Origin of the sequence: Gemmiger sp. An120, from assembly GCF_002160955.1 — a bacterium.
GTDB lineage: Bacteria > Bacillota > Clostridia > Oscillospirales > Ruminococcaceae > Gemmiger_A > Gemmiger_A avium.
Genome location: NZ_NFLN01000002.1, coordinates 102119 through 119118 on the forward strand (window position 1 = coordinate 102119; position 17000 = coordinate 119118).

Here is a 17000-nt window from a genome sequence, read left to right on the forward strand (position 1 = left end):
GCTTTCTGTTGCTCCGCCAGTTCCTCTTTAGAACTCTTTTGCCCTGCTTGTTTCAAGAAAATCTTTCGTCTTTTGGGATTTGTGTGGGATTGGATTCTGTATATTAAAAGATGTTCCGTCCGGTTTTAGGGGGCGATGACAAGATGGTTCATCTCAGAGCAGAGGCGCAGGAAATACGCCGCATAAACAAAGAAATACTCTGGACCGTGGGCTTTGACAACACGGAATAATTTTCTTGTCAGATGAATACAAATTGACAAGAATGACAAGAATGATTATAATGACAACTAAGAAAAGGAGGCGCTGTGTATGGCATTTGTTGAGAGTGAAGTTGTTGAACTGAAAGCAGAGGTCGTGGGAGATATCTGCAAAGAAGTCATTGCCTTTGCCAATACAAAAGGCGGTACGCTGTATATTGGCGTCAGCAACGATGGAAATGTCTTGGGGGTCAAAAACGCCGACCAAGTCATTTTGCAGCTAAACAATATGATTCGAGATTCCATCAAGCCTGATGTGACAATGTTTGTGGGCTACGAAAACCAACACGTCGGCGACAAGGATATCATTGCTGTGACCATTCAAAAAGGAACCGACCGGCCCTATTATCTGGGCAGTAAGGGATTGAAACCCAGTGGGGTCTATGTCAGAAACGGCACATCTTCTGACCCGGCTACAGATACTGCGATCCGAAGAATGATCAAAGAAACCGATGGTGACAGCTTCGAATCCATGCGTTCGCTGGAACAGAACCTCAGCTTTGAAGCGGCAGAGAAGCAATTTGAAAAGCAGAATATCCCATTTGATGCTGCAAAAATGCAGACCCTTGGGATGATTTCCGCAGATGGTATCTACTCCAATGTGGCGCTGCTCCTGTCCGATCAGTGTCCCAGCACCATTAAGGCGGCGACCTTCTCGGGAGAAGATAAAGGAACTTTTCAGGACAGAAGGGAATTTGACGGTTCGCTGTTTCAGCAAATGGAGGAGCTGTACAGCTATCTGGATATGCGTAACCAGACAAAGGCAACTTTTGATGGGCTATACCGAATCGACACACGGGATTATCCGGAAGATGCACTGCGGGAAGCGCTGCTGAACTCGCTGGTCCACAGAGACTATTCCTTCCGTGCAAGCACCCTGGTCAGTGTATATGCCGACAGAATTGAATTTGTCTCTGTAGGCGGACTGCTTTCCGGCATTGAACTGGATGACATTATGCTGGGACTCTCGGTTTGCCGAAATCCCAAGCTGGCAGCCATATTTTATCGTCTGCAGCTGATTGAGGCATACGGCACAGGTATGCCTAAAATTATGAACGCCTATGGGGAGACGGAATTGAAACCAAAAATCGAGGTATCAAGCAACGCATTCAAAATCACGCTGCCAAACAGGAACGCCGGCGCAAATCATACAGAGACATTGATTGGCACGGTCAAAGGCGATGAAAAGCGGATTCTGGATTTCATTGGTTCCCATGGCCATATCGTACGCCGTGATGTGGATCAGCTGCTGGATGTAAGCCAAGCCACAGCCAACCGAATTCTGAAACACATGGTCGCCAAGGGCCTGATTTATCAGGATGGAAACGGCAGGAAAACAAAGTATAGACGGAAGTGACTGTGGGTGTGGAGGGGGGACTGTGTATGAATAGAAAAGCGATCATCAATAACCGGGAGTATGCGCTTCTTGAAATTGTCCCGTCTCTGGATGGAGGGCAGGCGCTGCTTCTCTGTGAAGATAAAAACGGCAAAAGGGCGGTATGCTCCGAGCCGCTGTGGCGCAGCTGTGCGCTAACGGATGTGCAGTCTGCTCCGGTTCACGCACACAGCTCCTCACAGGAGAAAATCGAGTATTTCCTCTCTGTTTTCAAAGGGCGGGAAGATGTATATGCACGCCGATATCACAGCACGACCACCGGGAAAACCGGTTACACCCCAGTCTGTAAAAATGAATGGGTGCATGGCCTGTGTGATAAAAAGAAATACAGGTGCGTAGAGTGCCCCAACCGTGAGTTTCGGCCACTCACGGCCGATGTGGTCAAGGCGCATTTGATGGGCCGTGATGCTTTGTGCAGAGATGTGGCGGCAATCTATCCGATGCTGGAGGACAACAGGACCTGGCTGTTGGCTGCGGATTTTGATGAAGAAAACTGGAAGCTTGATGTGACTGCATTTTGCAAATCCTGCAAAGAAGCAGGACTTGTACCAGCAGTGGAACGCTCCCGTTCCGGAAACGGCGCACATATCTGGTTTTTCTTTTCGGAGCCTGTTTCTGCCGCCGATGCCAGGCGCTTGGGGACCGGTTTGCTGACCCGAACCATGTCGTGCAGACATGAGCTATCCTTTTCATCCTATGACCGGTTGTTCCCGTCTCAGGATATTGTGCCGAAGGGCGGTTTTGGGAATTTGATTGCCCTGCCATTTCAAGGCCAGGCGCAGAAAGACGGAAATTCTCTGTTTGTGGATGATCACTTTGAGCCTTATCCCGATCAGTGGGCGTTTCTGTCCTCCCTGCCCAAAATTACACCGGAACAGTTGGAAGAATGTCTGGGGAAACTATGTCATCATGGCGACATGGGAGAACTGGAAGATGCTGGGGAGAAGCAAGTGCCATGGAAGCGCAAGCGAACCCAGACAAAACTGACACACAGAGATTTTCCGCTGCAGGTAAGCCTGTATAGTTCCAATCTGATCTATATTGAGAAAAAAGACTTCTCTCAAGGGGCATTGAATACGCTCAAGAGACTTGCGGCGTTTCCAAATCCGGAATTTCGCTCCAAGCAAGCCATGCGCATTTCCGTTTATGGCGTTCCTCGTGTTCTGGACTGCGGCTATGAAGATGAGGAATACATCGGCCTTCCCCGTGGTTGCATGGATGAGATTCTGGGGTTATTTGATCAATATGAAATCCCTGTCATTCTGGAAGATTACAGATCACTGGGACGTTCCATTGATGTGGAATTCAATGGGGTGCTGCGCCCAGAACAGGAACCTGCTGCCCAGGCCCTGCTTGCCGCAGACATGGGCGTTCTCTCAGCAACTACTGCGTTTGGAAAAACTGTGATTGGCGCCTATCTGATTGGACAGCGCAAAGTCAATACTCTGGTATTGGTGCAGTCCAGCGCATTGCTGGAACAGTGGAAATCCTCGCTGGAACAATTTCTGAATGTTCATGAGGTTCTGCCGGAACTTCCCAAAAAGCGCGGCAGGAAGAAAAAACAGTACCTCATTGGCCAAATCGGCAGCGGAAAGAATTCCCGCAGTGGGATTGTCGATATTGCCACCATGCAGTCCCTGCTTGAGGGAGAAGAAAAGACGGTAAAGTCTTTTGTGACAGAGTACGGAATGGTCATTGTAGATGAGTGCCATCATGTGGCCGCATTCACCTTCGAAACCGTGCTGAAAGCAGTTGAAGCCAAATATGTTTACGGTTTGTCTGCTACTCCTGTCCGCAAGGACGGTCATCATCCCATCATCTTTATGCAGTGCGGCCCTGTCCGGTATTTGGTGGACGCCAAAAGTCAGGCAGAAAAGCGAAGCTTTTCTCACATTGTAATTCCCAGATTTACACGCATGAGGCTACCAAATGCCAATGGGATTCAGGATATGTACGTCGGAGTAATTGAAAATCAAAACAGGAACGAACTGTTGGTGTCAGACACTTTGAAGTTGATACAGGAGGGGCGTACACCGATTCTGCTGACGGAGCGGAAGGAACACGCTGTATTGCTTGCTGGTTGTCTGTCGGATCAAGTGAAAAATGTCTTTCTGCTTATTGGTAGTGAGAAGCAAAAGGATAAGCGTGAAAAGCTGGCAGCATTGCAGAATGTGCCTGACGATGAGGACGTGGTGGTCGTTGCCACCGGAAAGTATATTGGAGAGGGATTTGACTCTCCGCGGCTGGACACCTTGCTTCTGGCGATGCCCATATCGTGGAAAGGTACATTGGCACAGTATGCCGGACGTCTCCATAGAAATTATGAAGGAAAGCAGGAAGCTCGCATCTATGATTATGTGGATATCCATGTTCCCACCCTGGAGCGGATGTATCATAAACGCCTGAAGGGCTATGCGGAACTGGGATATCAGGTCAAATTCGGTGCAGCGGATCAGTCTGTCAGCGTGATTTACGACGGATACTCATCTATGCTTCCCTTTGAGCAGGACCTGGATGATGCCGCCCGCAACGTGGTTATCGTCAGTCCTTATCTGCAAAAAGGCAGAATCGTGAAACTTCTTCCCTCTTTACAGAAGGCGGTTGCTTCCGGTGTCGAAATTGCGATCCATACCAGAACGGCAGATAGCAGAGAATTATCAAATCAAGAAAGTGTGTGTGAAGCGATCAAAATGATGAGGCAGACAGGTATTGTGGTCCATACGCACAAAGAACTGAATCAGCGGTATGCCGTCGTTGATGAAAGCGTTGTGTGGTATGGCGGCGTGGATTTTCTTGCGTTTGGCAGAAAAGATACGGATGTGCTTCGGTTCAAAAATCCAGACATTGCCGGTGAGTTTCTGGCACTTTCTGGTCATGCAGAAAGCGAACAGCTTGTCATGGAAGATGTTTCTATGTAGGGGTCGTCTTCGGGATATTTCCGCATTTGGGATTACACGAAATGGAGAAAAGGGGTAGAGAAAAACCGCTGCTTTCTGCTGCTTTTCAATGCTCTTTAACCCTGTTTGGCAGTGTTTGGTCCGGCGTGTGGGGTTCGAATGTCTGGGAATGCGGTCCCAAAATGGGCGCCCGCTGTTCCTCGGCAAACCACATGGTCCGCCAGAACATGGAGAAGGCAAACTTGGCCAGGGATTGGGTATCGTACTGGGCGTGTTCCGGGATGTCCGCTTTGCTGTACTGTCCGTCCGAGCCTATGGTGCCGTCCACCGGGTAGCCCTCGGTGTCGGCCCAATCGAGGATGGTGTCCTCATCCGCCTGCCATGCCAGCTGGTTCAGCTTCTCCAGTTCCTTCCGCAGACCGCCCAAGGTGGCGATCATAGCCTGATCGTCGGTGGGCAGAGGGGCCTGAAAGAAGAAGGCATCCGACAGAGGCAGCCACCGAGTGGCCCCACGGAACAGGGACCAGACCCGCTCCTCATCTGATGCAAGGCGGGAGATCAGAGGATGCTCCCCAAAGTCCCAGTTTTTCTCCACAGTAGGCGGCACCGGCTCTCCATATGTATGGCAGGCGGCCACCAGCAGCATGGCGCCGAAGGCGTCCCAGTCCGGCTTGTCGGTGTAGTAGGGTTTCTCATTGTCCTCCGGCCAGGGGGCGTAGGGCTCCTGCCCCGGCTGGGCGATGGCAGCCAGAATCTGGTCCCGCCAGTTCTCTACCGCCGCCTGAACCTCCGCCGGGGACAGCTCCTCCCCATCATCGGCAGGCTCTCCATCTGGGGTAATCCGGTTGAAGGTATATCCATTTTTCTCAGCCCACTGCTGGACAACGGTTTTCCAGTTGTGAGAGTAGTACCGGGTCAATGTTCCGGCGTAGATGTCAAGTCCCATAGTGATGCCTCCTCTGCTTGGTCAAAGCCGTTCCAGGGTACAGTCGTGCCCGGAATGGTCGGTATCCAAAATGATTTCCACAATGGTGTCCATAGTCTCTTTCCCGAGATTACGGACGCTTTTTTCAAAGGCCAGCCACTGGATGTGGATGGGTTGTCCATACTCATGCCGCCCAAAACCGCCCCGGAGAATATCGTTAAAGGCGTTCAGGTTCCGACCGATCTTCCAGTCCAAACCGAAGGTAAATACCCGCTCCACCTCGTCATAAAAACCGGCCATGTTAGAAAAGCGGCGGCCGTCGATGGTGAACACCTCTCTCATATCCATATAAATGGCTCCTTTAAGTGGTATTTCTCCATGATCTTATTTTCCAAAGCTTCATAGGCATCCATATCCTCTGGCTGCGCCGGAATGCCTTTTTCCCACCAGTAACCGTTCCCATAGTAGAAAGACATAGCCCAGTAATAAGGCAGGTCATGGCTGAATACCGCCACTCCCAAGGCATCGGCCACTGGCGCTGCCAGCGGTGAGCGTTCCACTGTCTGGGAGGCTTCCGCATAGGAGATCCCCACCAGCTCCACCAGCAGATGCTTCACCAGTTCGCAGAAGCTGTACTGGTTGAATATGACCTGACCATCCTCATCTTTGAACACAAGTCCATCTCTCACCATGGTATTTCTCTCCGTTTTTTAATCCTCATCCCCGGCCTTGAAGTTGTAGATGGGGCGGATGATCTTCCTCACCTCCGCCGTGGGGCCGATGTTGTCCAGAATATCCTGCATCCCCTTGTAGGCCATGGGGCACTCATCCAAGGTAGCCTTGCTCACCGAGGTAGTGTAGACCTCTGCCATCTGCTTTTTGAATTCAGACACCGTGAATGACTGTTTAGCGTCCGCCCGGCTCATCAGGCGGCCGGCGCCGTGGGGAGCGGAGCAGTTCCAGTCCTCGTTGCCCTTGCCCACACAGAGCAGGCTCCCGTCCCGCATATTGATGGGGATGAGCAGTTGCTCGCCCTCCTTGGCGGACACGGCCCCTTTCCGCAGGATCATAGCGTCGGTATCGATATAGTTGTGGATGGTGGTGAATTGCTCCTCCACATGGAGCTTCATGCCTTTGACGATCTCGTCTATCATGGCCTGCCGGTTGAGCATGGCGAAGTGCTGGACGATCTTCATGTCGTGGATATACTGCTCAAACAGTTCTCCGGAAACATAAGCGAGAGCCTTGGGGATACTGGTCTGTTTGAGGTTTTTCAGTTTCTTCAGTTCTTTCTGGATTTCCTTATCCCGACCCTCCGCCTTCATCTGAGCCACCAGCGTCTGAAGAGACGCATCATCGGTACGGTTGAGCACCTTGTAGCCCGCCTCCTGATAGTAGCCGGCCACCTCTACGCCCAGATGACGGCTGCCAGAGTGAACCACGATGTAGAGATTCCCTTCGTCGTCCTTGTCCACCTCAATGAAGTGGTTCCCGCCACCCAGGGTGCCGATGCTCTTTTCTGCCCTGAGCAGATCCACATGGCGGGCGCAGCACAGTTCACTCAGGTCGATCTCATTGAGATAGCGGTGGGCCTTATCCCGTATGGAGAAGCCGGAGGGGATCTTCTCATAGATCAGCTTGTCCAACTTCTGAAGCTCCAGCCGTCCCTCCCGGATGCGGATGGTTTCCATGCCGCACCCAATGTCCACACCCACCAGATTGGGTACCACCTTGTCGGTGATAGTCATGGTGGTGCCGATGGTGCAGCCCGCCCCGGCGTGGATGTCGGGCATGAGCCGGATACGGCTTCCCGCCGTAAATTCTTGGTTGCACAGTTCCTGAACCTGTGCGATGGAGGCACTGTCCACCACATCGGTGAAGATCTTGGCCTCATTGTATTTTCCTTTAATTTCGATCATAATTTCCTCGCAATATTCTATGGGGCATGGTTCTGTCAAGTCATTTCGTACAACAGGGCCGCATCGTCCTGCACCAGTTCCAAATGGGAGCACAGCGTTTCAAGTCCGCTTTGTACCGCCTCGGTGGGCAGATCCCAGCCCGGGGCAATTTCAGCGGCCAGCTCCGGGAGCTCCTGCTCCCGCAGAGCTGCCAGCAGTTGAGACGCCAGCTCTCCCTCCAGCAGAGCGCAGTCCAGAGTGTCCTCCGTCTGGGGAGCAGGAAAACGGACATCCAGATCCAGTTCGCTCTCACACCAGTCCCAGATGGCCATATAGACCGCGCCGGAGCAGTCGCCGTTGGACAGTTCCTGCCGCTGGCCGTCTTTGAGAAGATAAAAGGATGCGATCTGTGACATGGCAATTCCTCCTGAAATGTTATTCTTTTTCCATCAGCCCTTCTGCCTGCATCCGGATCACATAGAAGGCCCGCACCCAGTCCAGCTCCTGCTCCATGGATTTCCCCAAAGCCAGCAGTCGGCGCTTTCCCAGCCTGCGGTCCAGGAGGGCAAAGATGCGGACAAGAGGATTCTCGCTGACAAGGCTGTTCTCAATGCTCTGGTTATCAAATTCGTGAAATGCCTCATAGAGAAAATTGTTGTCAAAACAGCCGTCGTTCAGCGTCCCTTCATGGGCCAGCCGGAAGGGGGCCTTCGGGTCGTCCTCACCGACGCCCTCCCGCCGCAGGGCCTGATATCTGTTCCAGTAGTTCTGTTCATAGGCATAGTAGCTGCTTCGCAGCACCTCTACGCCGTTCAGTCGAATGGCCGCCCGGTCTGTTTGGTCATGGCTTTCCCGGTAGCTGGCGGCAAAATACTGGATGCGCCCCCGGAGCGCCGGGCACAGGTAGTCATGCTCTAATTTGTTGCGGATTCCGCTCCAGGTTGACATAGTGATTGCCTCCTTTCCACTGCTGCCAGTCCCGATAGCGTTTTTCATGGGCGATGTTTTCAGTGTTCATTGAGATACCTCGCCAGTTTCTTCTCCAGCAGTTCTGTCATATCATTGCAGAGGCGCCTTACCTTGTCCTGCTCATGGGCGTAGTACCAGATGGTATCCTCTCCGGGGCGGAGCAGGAGCTGGTCGCCGTCCGCTTCTTTCCAGAACTCGCCCAGCACACAATACCGCTCTCCATGGATGGTCAGATCAAACATCCCGGAAAGGGTAAGAATCACGCCAGTGGATACATTGATGCCTGCGGTCAGCAGGAAAAACTCCCGCACCTGGGACGGGAGCGTGAAGTCCAGCACGCTTTCTTGATTCCCAATCTGCTCCTCCGTGGCGGCGGGCTTGATCTCATCAGAGGTGTCCAGCACCTTTGCCAGTGTCTTGGAGAACTTGGGGTAGCGTCGAAACATCTCCGGGTTGTCGGCCTTGAATTTCGCTTGTTTTTCCCGCTGCACCCGCTCCTGTTCCTTGCAGAAAGCGTCCAGCTCGGCCAGATACCGCTCCTGGTAGAGATTGCTGGCTTCAAATGGTGTGCCGCTCTTTTCCAGAATGGCGATAGCTCCCTTTTGGCTACCAAACACCGGGACCCACTGGAAGCCATGCCGGCAGGGCTTTAGCTTCAGAAACTCGCCCCGACTCAGCAGGGTTTCCAGTTCCGGCTCATGCTCGTCCCACCAGCTCCGCCAACTTTCCGGTGTTTCCCGGCCTTCGACCAGGTCCAGGAGCTTTGCTGTCAATGATTCTGTGTTCATAGGTGTCCACGCTCTTTCTCCGCCATCACTTCCACATTACTCGGTAGCACAAAGCTCATTCATTTTTGGAATCAGTATTTTATCCATCCACTGACAAACAATCTCAAAGGCATTGTAAATCTTTTCTTCATTTCCTATATCAAGATATATTTCATTGTCTCTTAAACTGTAAAACAGCGGTTGTGTGTTGATGTCTGGTTTGGCATAACCATAAGGGTCGTATGGACGGGTGTTGATTATATAGCAAACCTCTATGCTTATGCTATCCTTTGTGTTCCCGCCGAATGAGGAAAACGCAATCATATAGGTGAAATTTTTACTGTGTCTCGTAAGTGTTTTGTCGGATTTTTTATACTTGAATCCTAAATGCCCGTACTTTCCTTGCAACTTGGTTCCAAGCATTTGCATTGCTTCGCTAAAGTTCATTGTGCCCCCTCCATTTTCTCATCGTAAAAATAAATATAGTTCACTTCTCCGTTTCAGAGGGCGCAGGAATAGATGCTCATGGCCCCGTAATCGGTGTGCAGGACAAGCCCGCTTTGGGTAAAGGCAAAATTCACCTGCCGCACCACAAAGGGGTCATCAATGGTGGTCAGCAGCTGGCCGCTGCCGGTATCCCACAGCTCTATGGGGGAGCTGCCACGATCCTGCTGAACGGCCATCAGGCTGCCCCTTGTCTTCACCGCGCAGGTGTCTGAAAAACTCAGCCCTTGCCGGACAGAAAACGGGAAAGGATTGGCTATCTCCTCTCCGCTCTGGGTCAGATAGAACCTGCCGCCCACCGAGAAGCACTGGTCATCATGAGAGAAGAAGGGATGCCAGCCCGCATTGGAAATCACAACTTTTTGGGCGGACTTCAGATCGACCAGCACATACTCACCCTCGGTGACACGGTAGGCCGCTTTGCTCTGCCGGGGAGAGAGCATCCCGAAGCAGTAATAGGCAAAATTCGGGTCCTTTGACTTCTTGCATTTTACCGTTTCCCGCCATACTTCCGTGTTGCTGCCAAAGTCATAGACGACGATCTCCTCGCCCGTGTACCACAGGGCCAGTTCGCCGCTGGCATCCAGCATGGTCTTCATGCTGTTTTTCTTGTTGGCAAAGGGCGTGATTTCATGAGTGCGGAGTGAGAACTGCTGGAGAAGATAGCTGTTGTTTAGCAGCAGGGTATCGTTGGGGCAAAGGATCTGCTCATAGGTCATCCGCTTGGCACCCAGAGAGACCGTTTCAAGGATCTCCCCGCTGCCATTGAAGTGATAGAGGGTCTCGTCCTCAAAATCTCCGACGACCCTCGTCAGGAAGAAGTCATCCCGTGTGAGGGTGGTAGCCAGGGGCATAAAACCGTTACTGTCCTTACCGACAAACCGATAGCACCGCGCCTGACCAATAGCGGCATCCGGATTCTGATAGACAAATCCTTTCCGCATCTGGCCCATCATGGCGCTGGCTGCCTTGCTCTTGACCTGGAAGGCGGAGTCGCACAGGATTTCCTTGACCTTCCCATCATTCAAGCAGGTTCGGATGGTATGTCCGTCAATTTCGATCCGCCACTGTTTATTCGTGGTTGGGTTTATAAAGGTTTTTTCAATCATGGTTTTGCCCGTTCCTCCCTTCGGATCAGGATACTTTTTCCCTCGGAGTTGATGCTATACAGGTCATCCAAATGGATATGGAATCCATCCTCACGAACGGTTTCTGCCATTCCCAAAGCGGCTTTCGCCAACAGGAGCAGCCCCGCCCGGTTTCCCGTTAGCTCCAATTCATTTCCATCGGCATGAGTGGTAAAGGAGAGGTGAGCTTCCGGTTCCACTGGAAGGATGGGCAGTTGTTCATCATTCAGTTGAATGGTCAGTGTTTTGGTTTGCATCGCCATGACCCCCTGCATCAATCCCACCAGAAGTACCAGACGGAGGACTGCCACAGGGCATCTGCCAAGGAGCCAATGCTTCCATCCTCATTCTGATCCAGATCTGGGCAGAAGCCATACAGTTCCACCGCCGTGTCCATGGCCTTCTCCTTGGGGACGGGGGCCGGAAGCAGGAATTCCAGCTCATCGTGACTCATCGCGGCAGGCACCGCGCCGTACTGCTCGAACCAGTATTTGGCCGCAGCCATCAGCTCCGGCGTGTTGGGGCACTCGTTCCAGTTTCCGAAGGGCAGGTACGCGAAGATCTCCCAGGGATTCTTGACCGGAATCTTGGCCAGGATGAGCGGATAGGTCATCTCCGTATCATCATCCCAGTAGCTGGAGAAGCGGTCGTTTGGTTCTCCGCCCTCCATCTCGCCCAGGATTTCCTCATCCCAGTCCATATCGTCATCCTCGGCTTCTTCCTTGCGCTGGCCGGTCAATTCCTGCAAAACCGCCTTTCCGTCTTTGACGGAGGTGGAGAGCATCTTCTTCCGGTACTCTGTTACAGTTTTGAAGTCAAATTCGTAAATGTCCGCCTCATTCTTCGGGTCGGCGTTCAACACCAGACACTCCAGCAGCGTTTCGTCATCCGCCTTGATGAGCACCGGCACAAAGCCTTCCTGGGCGCTGTCCCGCTTGGCATAACCGTAAGCTGCCATGATGGGGTCATCGTCCTTCATGGAGGGGAAATAGGTACATTCGCAGTCCAGATACTCCATAATGGCCCGGGCTGTATCAGAGGGCTCCAGTGTGTCCTCGTCGAAGTCCTGTCCCTGCCAGTTGGTGAAGCGTTTCTCGATCACCTTTGCCATGGCCTGGTAGTAGTCCTCGTCAAAGGGGATAAACAGGTAGGCTTCATCCTGGAACTCATTGGAGTGATACCGTTCCGGGCCGAAGAAGCGGAGGGCGTTGTCATCAACATCGGCAGGATAGTAGGGGCTGTCGCCCTCTCCATAGTAATAGCCTGCAAAAGCACGGCCTTTCTGATCGAATAGCACAGAGAACAAGCAGCCGTCCAACTCATTCTGGATGAATGCCCGCAGGTCCACACTGGCAGGGTCGGCTTTGACCTGTTTGACCACTTCGCCGTATTCTTTCAGGAATTCCTCGCCCATCAAATCATGCTCCATGCACCAACGCAAGTAGATGGCCATATGGTTGTAGGCATTGATGGGGTCAATGGGCAGACCCTTCTCCTCAATGCTCTCGATATGATAGGAGGCATCGTCCATTTCACCGTCAAAATCATCATTGGAAAGGGTGCCACGAGTGATAGCATCCTGACGATCAGGCTCCACCACAAAGCTGATGCCGTTCATTTTGTCCAGCAGGGCGTCCGCGTCATGGGCCAGCTTGTATTCCAATTCATCCCGGTAGAGAGGGATCACCTGATAGAAGTTGACCTCCTCGCCGCCGGGCAAGGTGCAGACCTCGCTGCCCTCCTCCGTCCCCTGGGGGCCGGTGAGAATAGCGGCGCACAGCTTTGTATCCTTTGCAAAGTCCTCCTCATGGTCCATGGTATGGCCGAAGCCCAGCCAGGTGTCGCTGGCAATGGGCAGGCGGGCCAGGGTTTTCAGCAGGCGGATGGGCCAGTACCACCGCTCGTCTCTCATGTCCTCCTGCTTCAGCTTCCAGTCCTTGGGCAGGGCGATGGCCAGCTCCGCCCGCTCCAGCTTGTACTCCGCCAGCTCCTCCGGCACATTCATCCGGTGAGCGCCCATGCCCATGGTGACCAGGGTATAGTAGTCCCGCTCCCCAGAGGGATGCACCACACAGATGTCCACATGGATGTCCGGGGAGGCCAGCTCATGGAATACATGCTCGAAATCACCAAAATACTGCTGGATGTGTCCCTCGATGGCCTCCATCTCCTCCTCGGTGTAGACCTCGGGAACACCGGTTTCTTCATCCTCGGACGTTTCGCCGTCCGGGTCATCGTCATCATCGTCAGGGTCACCGTCCGATGACGCCCAGGAGATTTTCAGGGTCATCTGCTCCTCCGGCAGACCGACGCCGGGGCTGCGGGTGATGGTGTGCTTATCGTCTGCCGCAAAACCGATGGTCTCCCCATCGTGCAGTTCCACATCATTCTCCAGTACATAGGACACAAGGCTGGCCAAAAAGTCCCGCAGATCGCTCGGCTTGGCATCGGTACCCAGTACCTCCATCTCGTCCTTGCCGAACACATCCAGACCGTAGGTGTAGCCGTTCATGCCATTCTCATCCCGCCAGAGGCCGAACCAGATCCAGTTGAAGATGGGCAGTTCGTCCTCCCGCATCATGTCGGCAAAGCCCTCATAGAACCGGGGTTCAAACACCACTCCGCTGGTGTAGATACCGGTGGCATATTCCTGGCGGCAGCAGGCGGCTACTAACTTGGTGAACAGCTTGCCCTTTTCCAGAAGATCCTCTTCTTTACCCAGCACTGCTACCATCAGGTGGGCACGGTGCTCTTTGGCTACCTTGACCGCATCCTCCCACATATAGTTGTTTTCCGCATTGCCCTCGGCCTCGCCACCGGGGATTGGATAGTCATTCAGGCTGACGGCGGCGAGTATATCGCCGACTTCAAACACCAGCGCGTCGTCGTCCTTCTCCTCGCTGGCGTCGTATTCATCCACAGCGATGTCCCACTTTTCCTTCATGTCCCGGATGAACTGCTCTTTATCCCATTCTGCCTTGGACAGCAGCACGAAGCCGGTGAAGACGCCTGTGTGGTCACTCTCGTCCTCGGCTTCTGCCTCAGCTCGCTTTGCAATCTCCTCCTGACACGCTTGAATCACCGCCGGGGCGTCCTCGTCCTCAGGGTCCAGCTCGGCCCACCGCTGGGCGTAGGGGATGGCCTTTTCTTCCTGACCATATAGATACTGATAGGCATAGGCCATCCGCATATTCCACTGGGCCTTGTCCTGACCCTCTTCTTGGACGGACTCCAGCATTTCGATAGCTCGGCGCAGGGCCTTATCTCCCTTATAATTAGGGGGGACCTCCTTGTGGTCGCCCAGAATAGCGTAGTTCTCCAGCGCCCGTGCCATGGCATAGGCGGTGCGGTAGTTTCGCCAATCTTCCGGGATGGCGTTCAATGCCTGGATGCAGTGGGTGTATTCGTCCTCATCGTTCCACTGCTCCAGCTGCTGGAAGAATTCTTCTTCGTTCTGCGGGGTGTAAGGGATATAGTCCATACCCGTCAGCGTCTCGTCCAGCTCGGGGACCTGATCCTCATCGTCCGGTTCCTCCTCGGGCGGCGTTTTCAGATTCACAGTGCCTGCTTCCCGGCGGAAGGTGTGGAAGCTGGCCCAGGGGATCTCACTGTCCTCGAAGAACTCCTTTGCCATCTGGAGCGCCGTCCGGATGTCCCAGGCGATGAAATCTACATAGCCGCAAAAAAGACCGGTAGCTCCGCCGATGAGGGTGAGCACCTCCGGTCCGTCCCCGGTGGTGAACAATTCCTCCAACTTGTCCCGGAAGTCGAAGATTTTCTCCGTTCCTTCCTCCTCCCGCAAGGTGTCCAGAGGATAGCAGAAGAAGCCTGCCACCGCGCCGTCGGCATGGAGATTGTCCATGAAGTCATTGTCGGCATTCAGGTATCCGTTGAGGAGTGGCACACACTTGGTGGTACCGGCCATCACATCCAGCCGCCAATCGGCATCCGGGTCTTCATTGGGTTTCATTTCGTAGCCAAGATAGCTCTCCAGATAGGCATTGGGATCGGTGGAGAGGTTCGCTCCCTTTTCTTTCAGTTTGTCGGGCAGTTTGGACAGGAGGATAGAAGGTTCTTCCTTGGGGTTTTCCAACACATCGAAATCGTCAATATACCACATATGGGAGATCTCTCCCAGCACTTGGTCGGTGAGGGTGGTGAGCATCCACCAGACCCGGCCCTCAGCCTCCCCGAGCATGGGCAGAAGCTTTTCGCAGTAGGCGGAGATGGCGAAGCTGTTTTCACCCTGTTCCTCCAGCCAGATTTGCACATCATCCCCAGAGATATTCCATCCGTCCTCGGTACGCAAGCCGATGTTCTGGAGGGGCTGACGGCCCACAAGGATGTTCCAGTGCTCCAGCACCTCTTTGGAGGCGTGCTTCTGGAAGTAGACCAGCTCAAACAGTTTGACCTTGTCACCCTCCGGGGTGAGGATCAGCTCGTACTTCTCGCCGTTGAAACCCATCTCGAAGGAGATTTCGTCAAACGCCTGGTTCAAAGCCCCTTCCATTTGGGCTACGAGTTCGACGCCGCGGGTGTGGTCCTTGTCCTCGTCCATCATCTGGCGCAATTCTGCTTCCATCTCGGCAAAGGTTTCCCACCAGTTCTCTGTCCGCTCCCGGAAGCACTCCCAGAACTGCGGCAGAGAAATACCCTTTTTGCACCGGTCGATAAACTCTTTGGTGTCCTCGTCACCAGGTCGAGCTTCCAATGCCTTTTCAAAATATCGCAGAGACCGGCCTTCCTGATTCAGATGGTAATAGGAATAGCCCATACGGAAGTTCCAGTAGTAGTCTCCCTCGAAGTATTCCTCATGGGGTTCCAGGAGGGCAATGGCCTTTTTGAGTGCCTCCCGATCAGAGCGGATCGCCCCCCAGTTGTTGTAGGCCCGGGCCAGTTCGCTGTCCATCTCCGGGGTGCGCTCCTCAGCGGGGATTGCTTCCAGCGCGTCAATAATCTTCTGCTGGGACTCACCTTTTTCATTCAACTTCTGGCACTGCTTCAAAATATCCATATCCGGGTCCTCCTCGTCCTCATCCGGTTTCCAGTCTTTGATTTGTTGGAACACGCCGTTCTCATCCCGCTCAAAGGCGCAGGGGGCGGGCGTATGTAGCAGCGCAATGATGTCGGGATCGTCGTTGCAGATTGTGTTCAGCTTGTAAATCCCGGCATTGTTGGGGTCGTCCATGTACTCGTCGCTCTCATCACCGGCGGTGAAGCGCCAGCCACTGTCCCAGTCGCCGTCCGGCTTCTCCCGGTAGCAGTAGCCGACCTTGTAGCCCTCCACCGTGATACGGTTGGTGGTAATGCAGCCATCGGCACCCTTCCAGTCAGAGAGTAGAGGTTTCACATCCTCCGCTTTCACATGGTAGTCCCGGTTGCGGCCAGCAGCCTCGTACAGCTCCTTCCGCAGTGCATCCACATCCCGAGCCATCTCATGGCTCTCCTCGTCGTCCATCATCTCGCTGAGGTCATATTCCAGTGGGTTCTGGGCAAAATCCGCCAGGGCCTTGTTCATGGCGTCATGCTCCTCTGGCGTGGCGGTGATGCGGATACGGCGGGAAGGGGTGTTGTACTCATCCAGATCTTGAAGGTTTACACTGCCGCTGACACTGCACTCCAGCAGGATGGCGGCCAGATCAGTGACCACATCAATAGCGAAGTGAAAATCCATTTCCACACCACTGGAGTGGGTGAACTCCAGGTAATCCACGGTCTGGCGGAAGTTCCAGTTTTGTTTGTCCAGCCCAATCTTGGCAAATATCTCGCTGAGGGGGATCTCCTCTTTCTTCTGGTCTTCCAAAAATGCCACAAGGTTCAGGCTGTCATCCGAACCTCCGATAAAGTTGCCCCAGTATTTTTTGATATACATCTGTCGCACCTCCTATTATTCCGGCCACTCATCTCCGTCACAACGGCTGATGAAGTCATAGTGCAGGCTCTCAAAATAGTCGTTGGGATAGGATTCGCCGTCCTGATGAAGCTCCAAACCATCCAAGTCCATCATTTTATTGATAAAAGCAAGAGTGGTATGGATACCCGCAATATGTTCGTCCTGAAGCATCTCGGCCAGTACATCTTTCTGCTCCGGGGTCAGTGTGGCGAGAAGATCATTCTTCGCCTTGTTGTCTTCCGTCTTGGGAAAGCCACCGCCCTTGACACAAAGTGCCGTCATGCTGTCTTTCCGCTCCACAAGGCCGTCAATAAATGCTTTATACAGTACCAGCTCCTTGCTCATAGCAGATCCTCCATTCCCAAGT

At 53.3% G+C, this 17000-nt stretch carries 13 protein-coding genes and 1 pseudogene; 2 read left to right on the forward strand and 12 right to left on the reverse strand.

What is annotated here, in order from left to right:
* Positions 1-309 precede the first annotated feature (309 nt).
* Both B5E65_RS02195 and B5E65_RS02200 read left to right on the forward strand, forming a co-directional pair.
* Positions 310-1614, forward strand: a complete 1305-nt coding sequence (locus tag B5E65_RS02195; RefSeq protein ID WP_087170146.1) for an RNA-binding domain-containing protein — start codon at positions 310-312, stop codon at positions 1612-1614.
* A gap of 26 nt (positions 1615-1640) precedes the next feature.
* A complete protein-coding gene (locus B5E65_RS02200; RefSeq protein ID WP_087170147.1) occupies positions 1641-4571 on the forward strand; it encodes a TOTE conflict system archaeo-eukaryotic primase domain-containing protein in 2931 nt (976 codons plus the stop codon).
* A 157-nt stretch (positions 4572-4728) separates the two neighbouring features.
* Here the strand turns inward: B5E65_RS02200 and B5E65_RS02205 are convergent.
* From B5E65_RS02205 to B5E65_RS02260, 12 genes and pseudogenes are all read right to left on the reverse strand, one after another.
* Positions 4729-5496, reverse strand: a pseudogene (locus B5E65_RS02205) (hypothetical protein); the annotation flags it as partial.
* 21 nt (positions 5497-5517) lie between these two features.
* On the reverse strand, positions 5518-5823 hold the full coding sequence (locus B5E65_RS02210) for a barstar family protein (RefSeq protein ID WP_087170148.1): 306 nt from the start codon (positions 5821-5823) through the stop codon (positions 5518-5520).
* A complete protein-coding gene (locus B5E65_RS02215) occupies positions 5814-6167 on the reverse strand; it encodes a hypothetical protein (protein ID WP_087170149.1) in 354 nt (117 codons plus the stop codon). Before B5E65_RS02215 ends, B5E65_RS02210 begins: the two co-directional genes overlap by 10 nt.
* Before the next feature lie 18 nt (positions 6168-6185).
* Positions 6186-7394, reverse strand: coding sequence for an RtcB family protein (locus B5E65_RS02220; RefSeq protein ID WP_087170150.1), 1209 nt, complete (start codon positions 7392-7394; stop codon positions 6186-6188).
* A 35-nt stretch (positions 7395-7429) separates the two neighbouring features.
* Positions 7430-7789, reverse strand: coding sequence for a hypothetical protein (locus tag B5E65_RS02225; RefSeq protein WP_087170151.1), 360 nt, complete (start codon positions 7787-7789; stop codon positions 7430-7432).
* A gap of 19 nt (positions 7790-7808) precedes the next feature.
* Entirely contained in the window at positions 7809-8321 is a 513-nt protein-coding gene (locus B5E65_RS02230; RefSeq protein ID WP_087170152.1) for an SF0329 family protein, read from the reverse strand.
* 59 nt (positions 8322-8380) lie between these two features.
* The gene (locus B5E65_RS02235; RefSeq protein WP_087170153.1) at positions 8381-9130 is read right to left on the reverse strand and encodes an SMI1/KNR4 family protein; all 750 of its coding nucleotides are present in this window, start codon (positions 9128-9130) and stop codon (positions 8381-8383) included.
* 36 nt (positions 9131-9166) lie between these two features.
* Positions 9167-9556 carry a hypothetical protein gene (locus tag B5E65_RS02240; protein WP_087170154.1) on the reverse strand — a complete coding sequence of 130 codons (390 nt, stop codon included), beginning with the start codon at positions 9554-9556 and terminating at the stop codon, positions 9167-9169.
* Between the two features lie 53 nt (positions 9557-9609).
* A complete protein-coding gene (locus B5E65_RS02245; protein ID WP_087170155.1) occupies positions 9610-10722 on the reverse strand; it encodes a hypothetical protein in 1113 nt (370 codons plus the stop codon).
* Positions 10719-10997, reverse strand: coding sequence for an Imm32 family immunity protein (locus B5E65_RS02250; RefSeq protein ID WP_087170369.1), 279 nt, complete (start codon positions 10995-10997; stop codon positions 10719-10721). The genes B5E65_RS02245 and B5E65_RS02250 overlap by 4 nt, the downstream gene beginning before the upstream one ends.
* A 17-nt stretch (positions 10998-11014) precedes the next feature.
* Positions 11015-16612, reverse strand: coding sequence for an immunity protein Imm33 domain-containing protein (locus B5E65_RS02255; RefSeq protein ID WP_087170156.1), 5598 nt, complete (start codon positions 16610-16612; stop codon positions 11015-11017).
* Between the two features lie 15 nt (positions 16613-16627).
* The gene (locus B5E65_RS02260; RefSeq protein ID WP_087170157.1) at positions 16628-16978 is read right to left on the reverse strand and encodes a DUF6547 family protein; all 351 of its coding nucleotides are present in this window, start codon (positions 16976-16978) and stop codon (positions 16628-16630) included.
* Positions 16979-17000 lie beyond the last annotated feature (22 nt).

Excerpts from the sequence above, each read along its gene's own strand:
- B5E65_RS02195 (WP_087170146.1), top strand. The coding sequence starts at position 310 with ATGGCATTTGTTGAGAGTGAAGTTGTTGAACTGAAAGCAGAGGTCGTG.
- B5E65_RS02200 (WP_087170147.1), top strand. The coding sequence starts at position 1,641 with ATGAATAGAAAAGCGATCATCAATAACCGGGAGTATGCGCTTCTTGAA.
- B5E65_RS02210 (WP_087170148.1), bottom strand. The coding sequence starts at position 5,823 with ATGGATATGAGAGAGGTGTTCACCATCGACGGCCGCCGCTTTTCTAAC.
- B5E65_RS02215 (WP_087170149.1), bottom strand. The coding sequence starts at position 6,167 with ATGGTGAGAGATGGACTTGTGTTCAAAGATGAGGATGGTCAGGTCATA.
- B5E65_RS02220 (WP_087170150.1), bottom strand. The coding sequence starts at position 7,394 with ATGATCGAAATTAAAGGAAAATACAATGAGGCCAAGATCTTCACCGAT.
- B5E65_RS02225 (WP_087170151.1), bottom strand. The coding sequence starts at position 7,789 with ATGTCACAGATCGCATCCTTTTATCTTCTCAAAGACGGCCAGCGGCAG.
- B5E65_RS02230 (WP_087170152.1), bottom strand. The coding sequence starts at position 8,321 with ATGTCAACCTGGAGCGGAATCCGCAACAAATTAGAGCATGACTACCTG.
- B5E65_RS02235 (WP_087170153.1), bottom strand. The coding sequence starts at position 9,130 with ATGAACACAGAATCATTGACAGCAAAGCTCCTGGACCTGGTCGAAGGC.
- B5E65_RS02240 (WP_087170154.1), bottom strand. The coding sequence starts at position 9,556 with ATGAACTTTAGCGAAGCAATGCAAATGCTTGGAACCAAGTTGCAAGGA.
- B5E65_RS02245 (WP_087170155.1), bottom strand. The coding sequence starts at position 10,722 with ATGATTGAAAAAACCTTTATAAACCCAACCACGAATAAACAGTGGCGG.
- B5E65_RS02250 (WP_087170369.1), bottom strand. The coding sequence starts at position 10,997 with ATGCAAACCAAAACACTGACCATTCAACTGAATGATGAACAACTGCCC.
- B5E65_RS02255 (WP_087170156.1), bottom strand. The coding sequence starts at position 16,612 with ATGTATATCAAAAAATACTGGGGCAACTTTATCGGAGGTTCGGATGAC.
- B5E65_RS02260 (WP_087170157.1), bottom strand. The coding sequence starts at position 16,978 with ATGAGCAAGGAGCTGGTACTGTATAAAGCATTTATTGACGGCCTTGTG.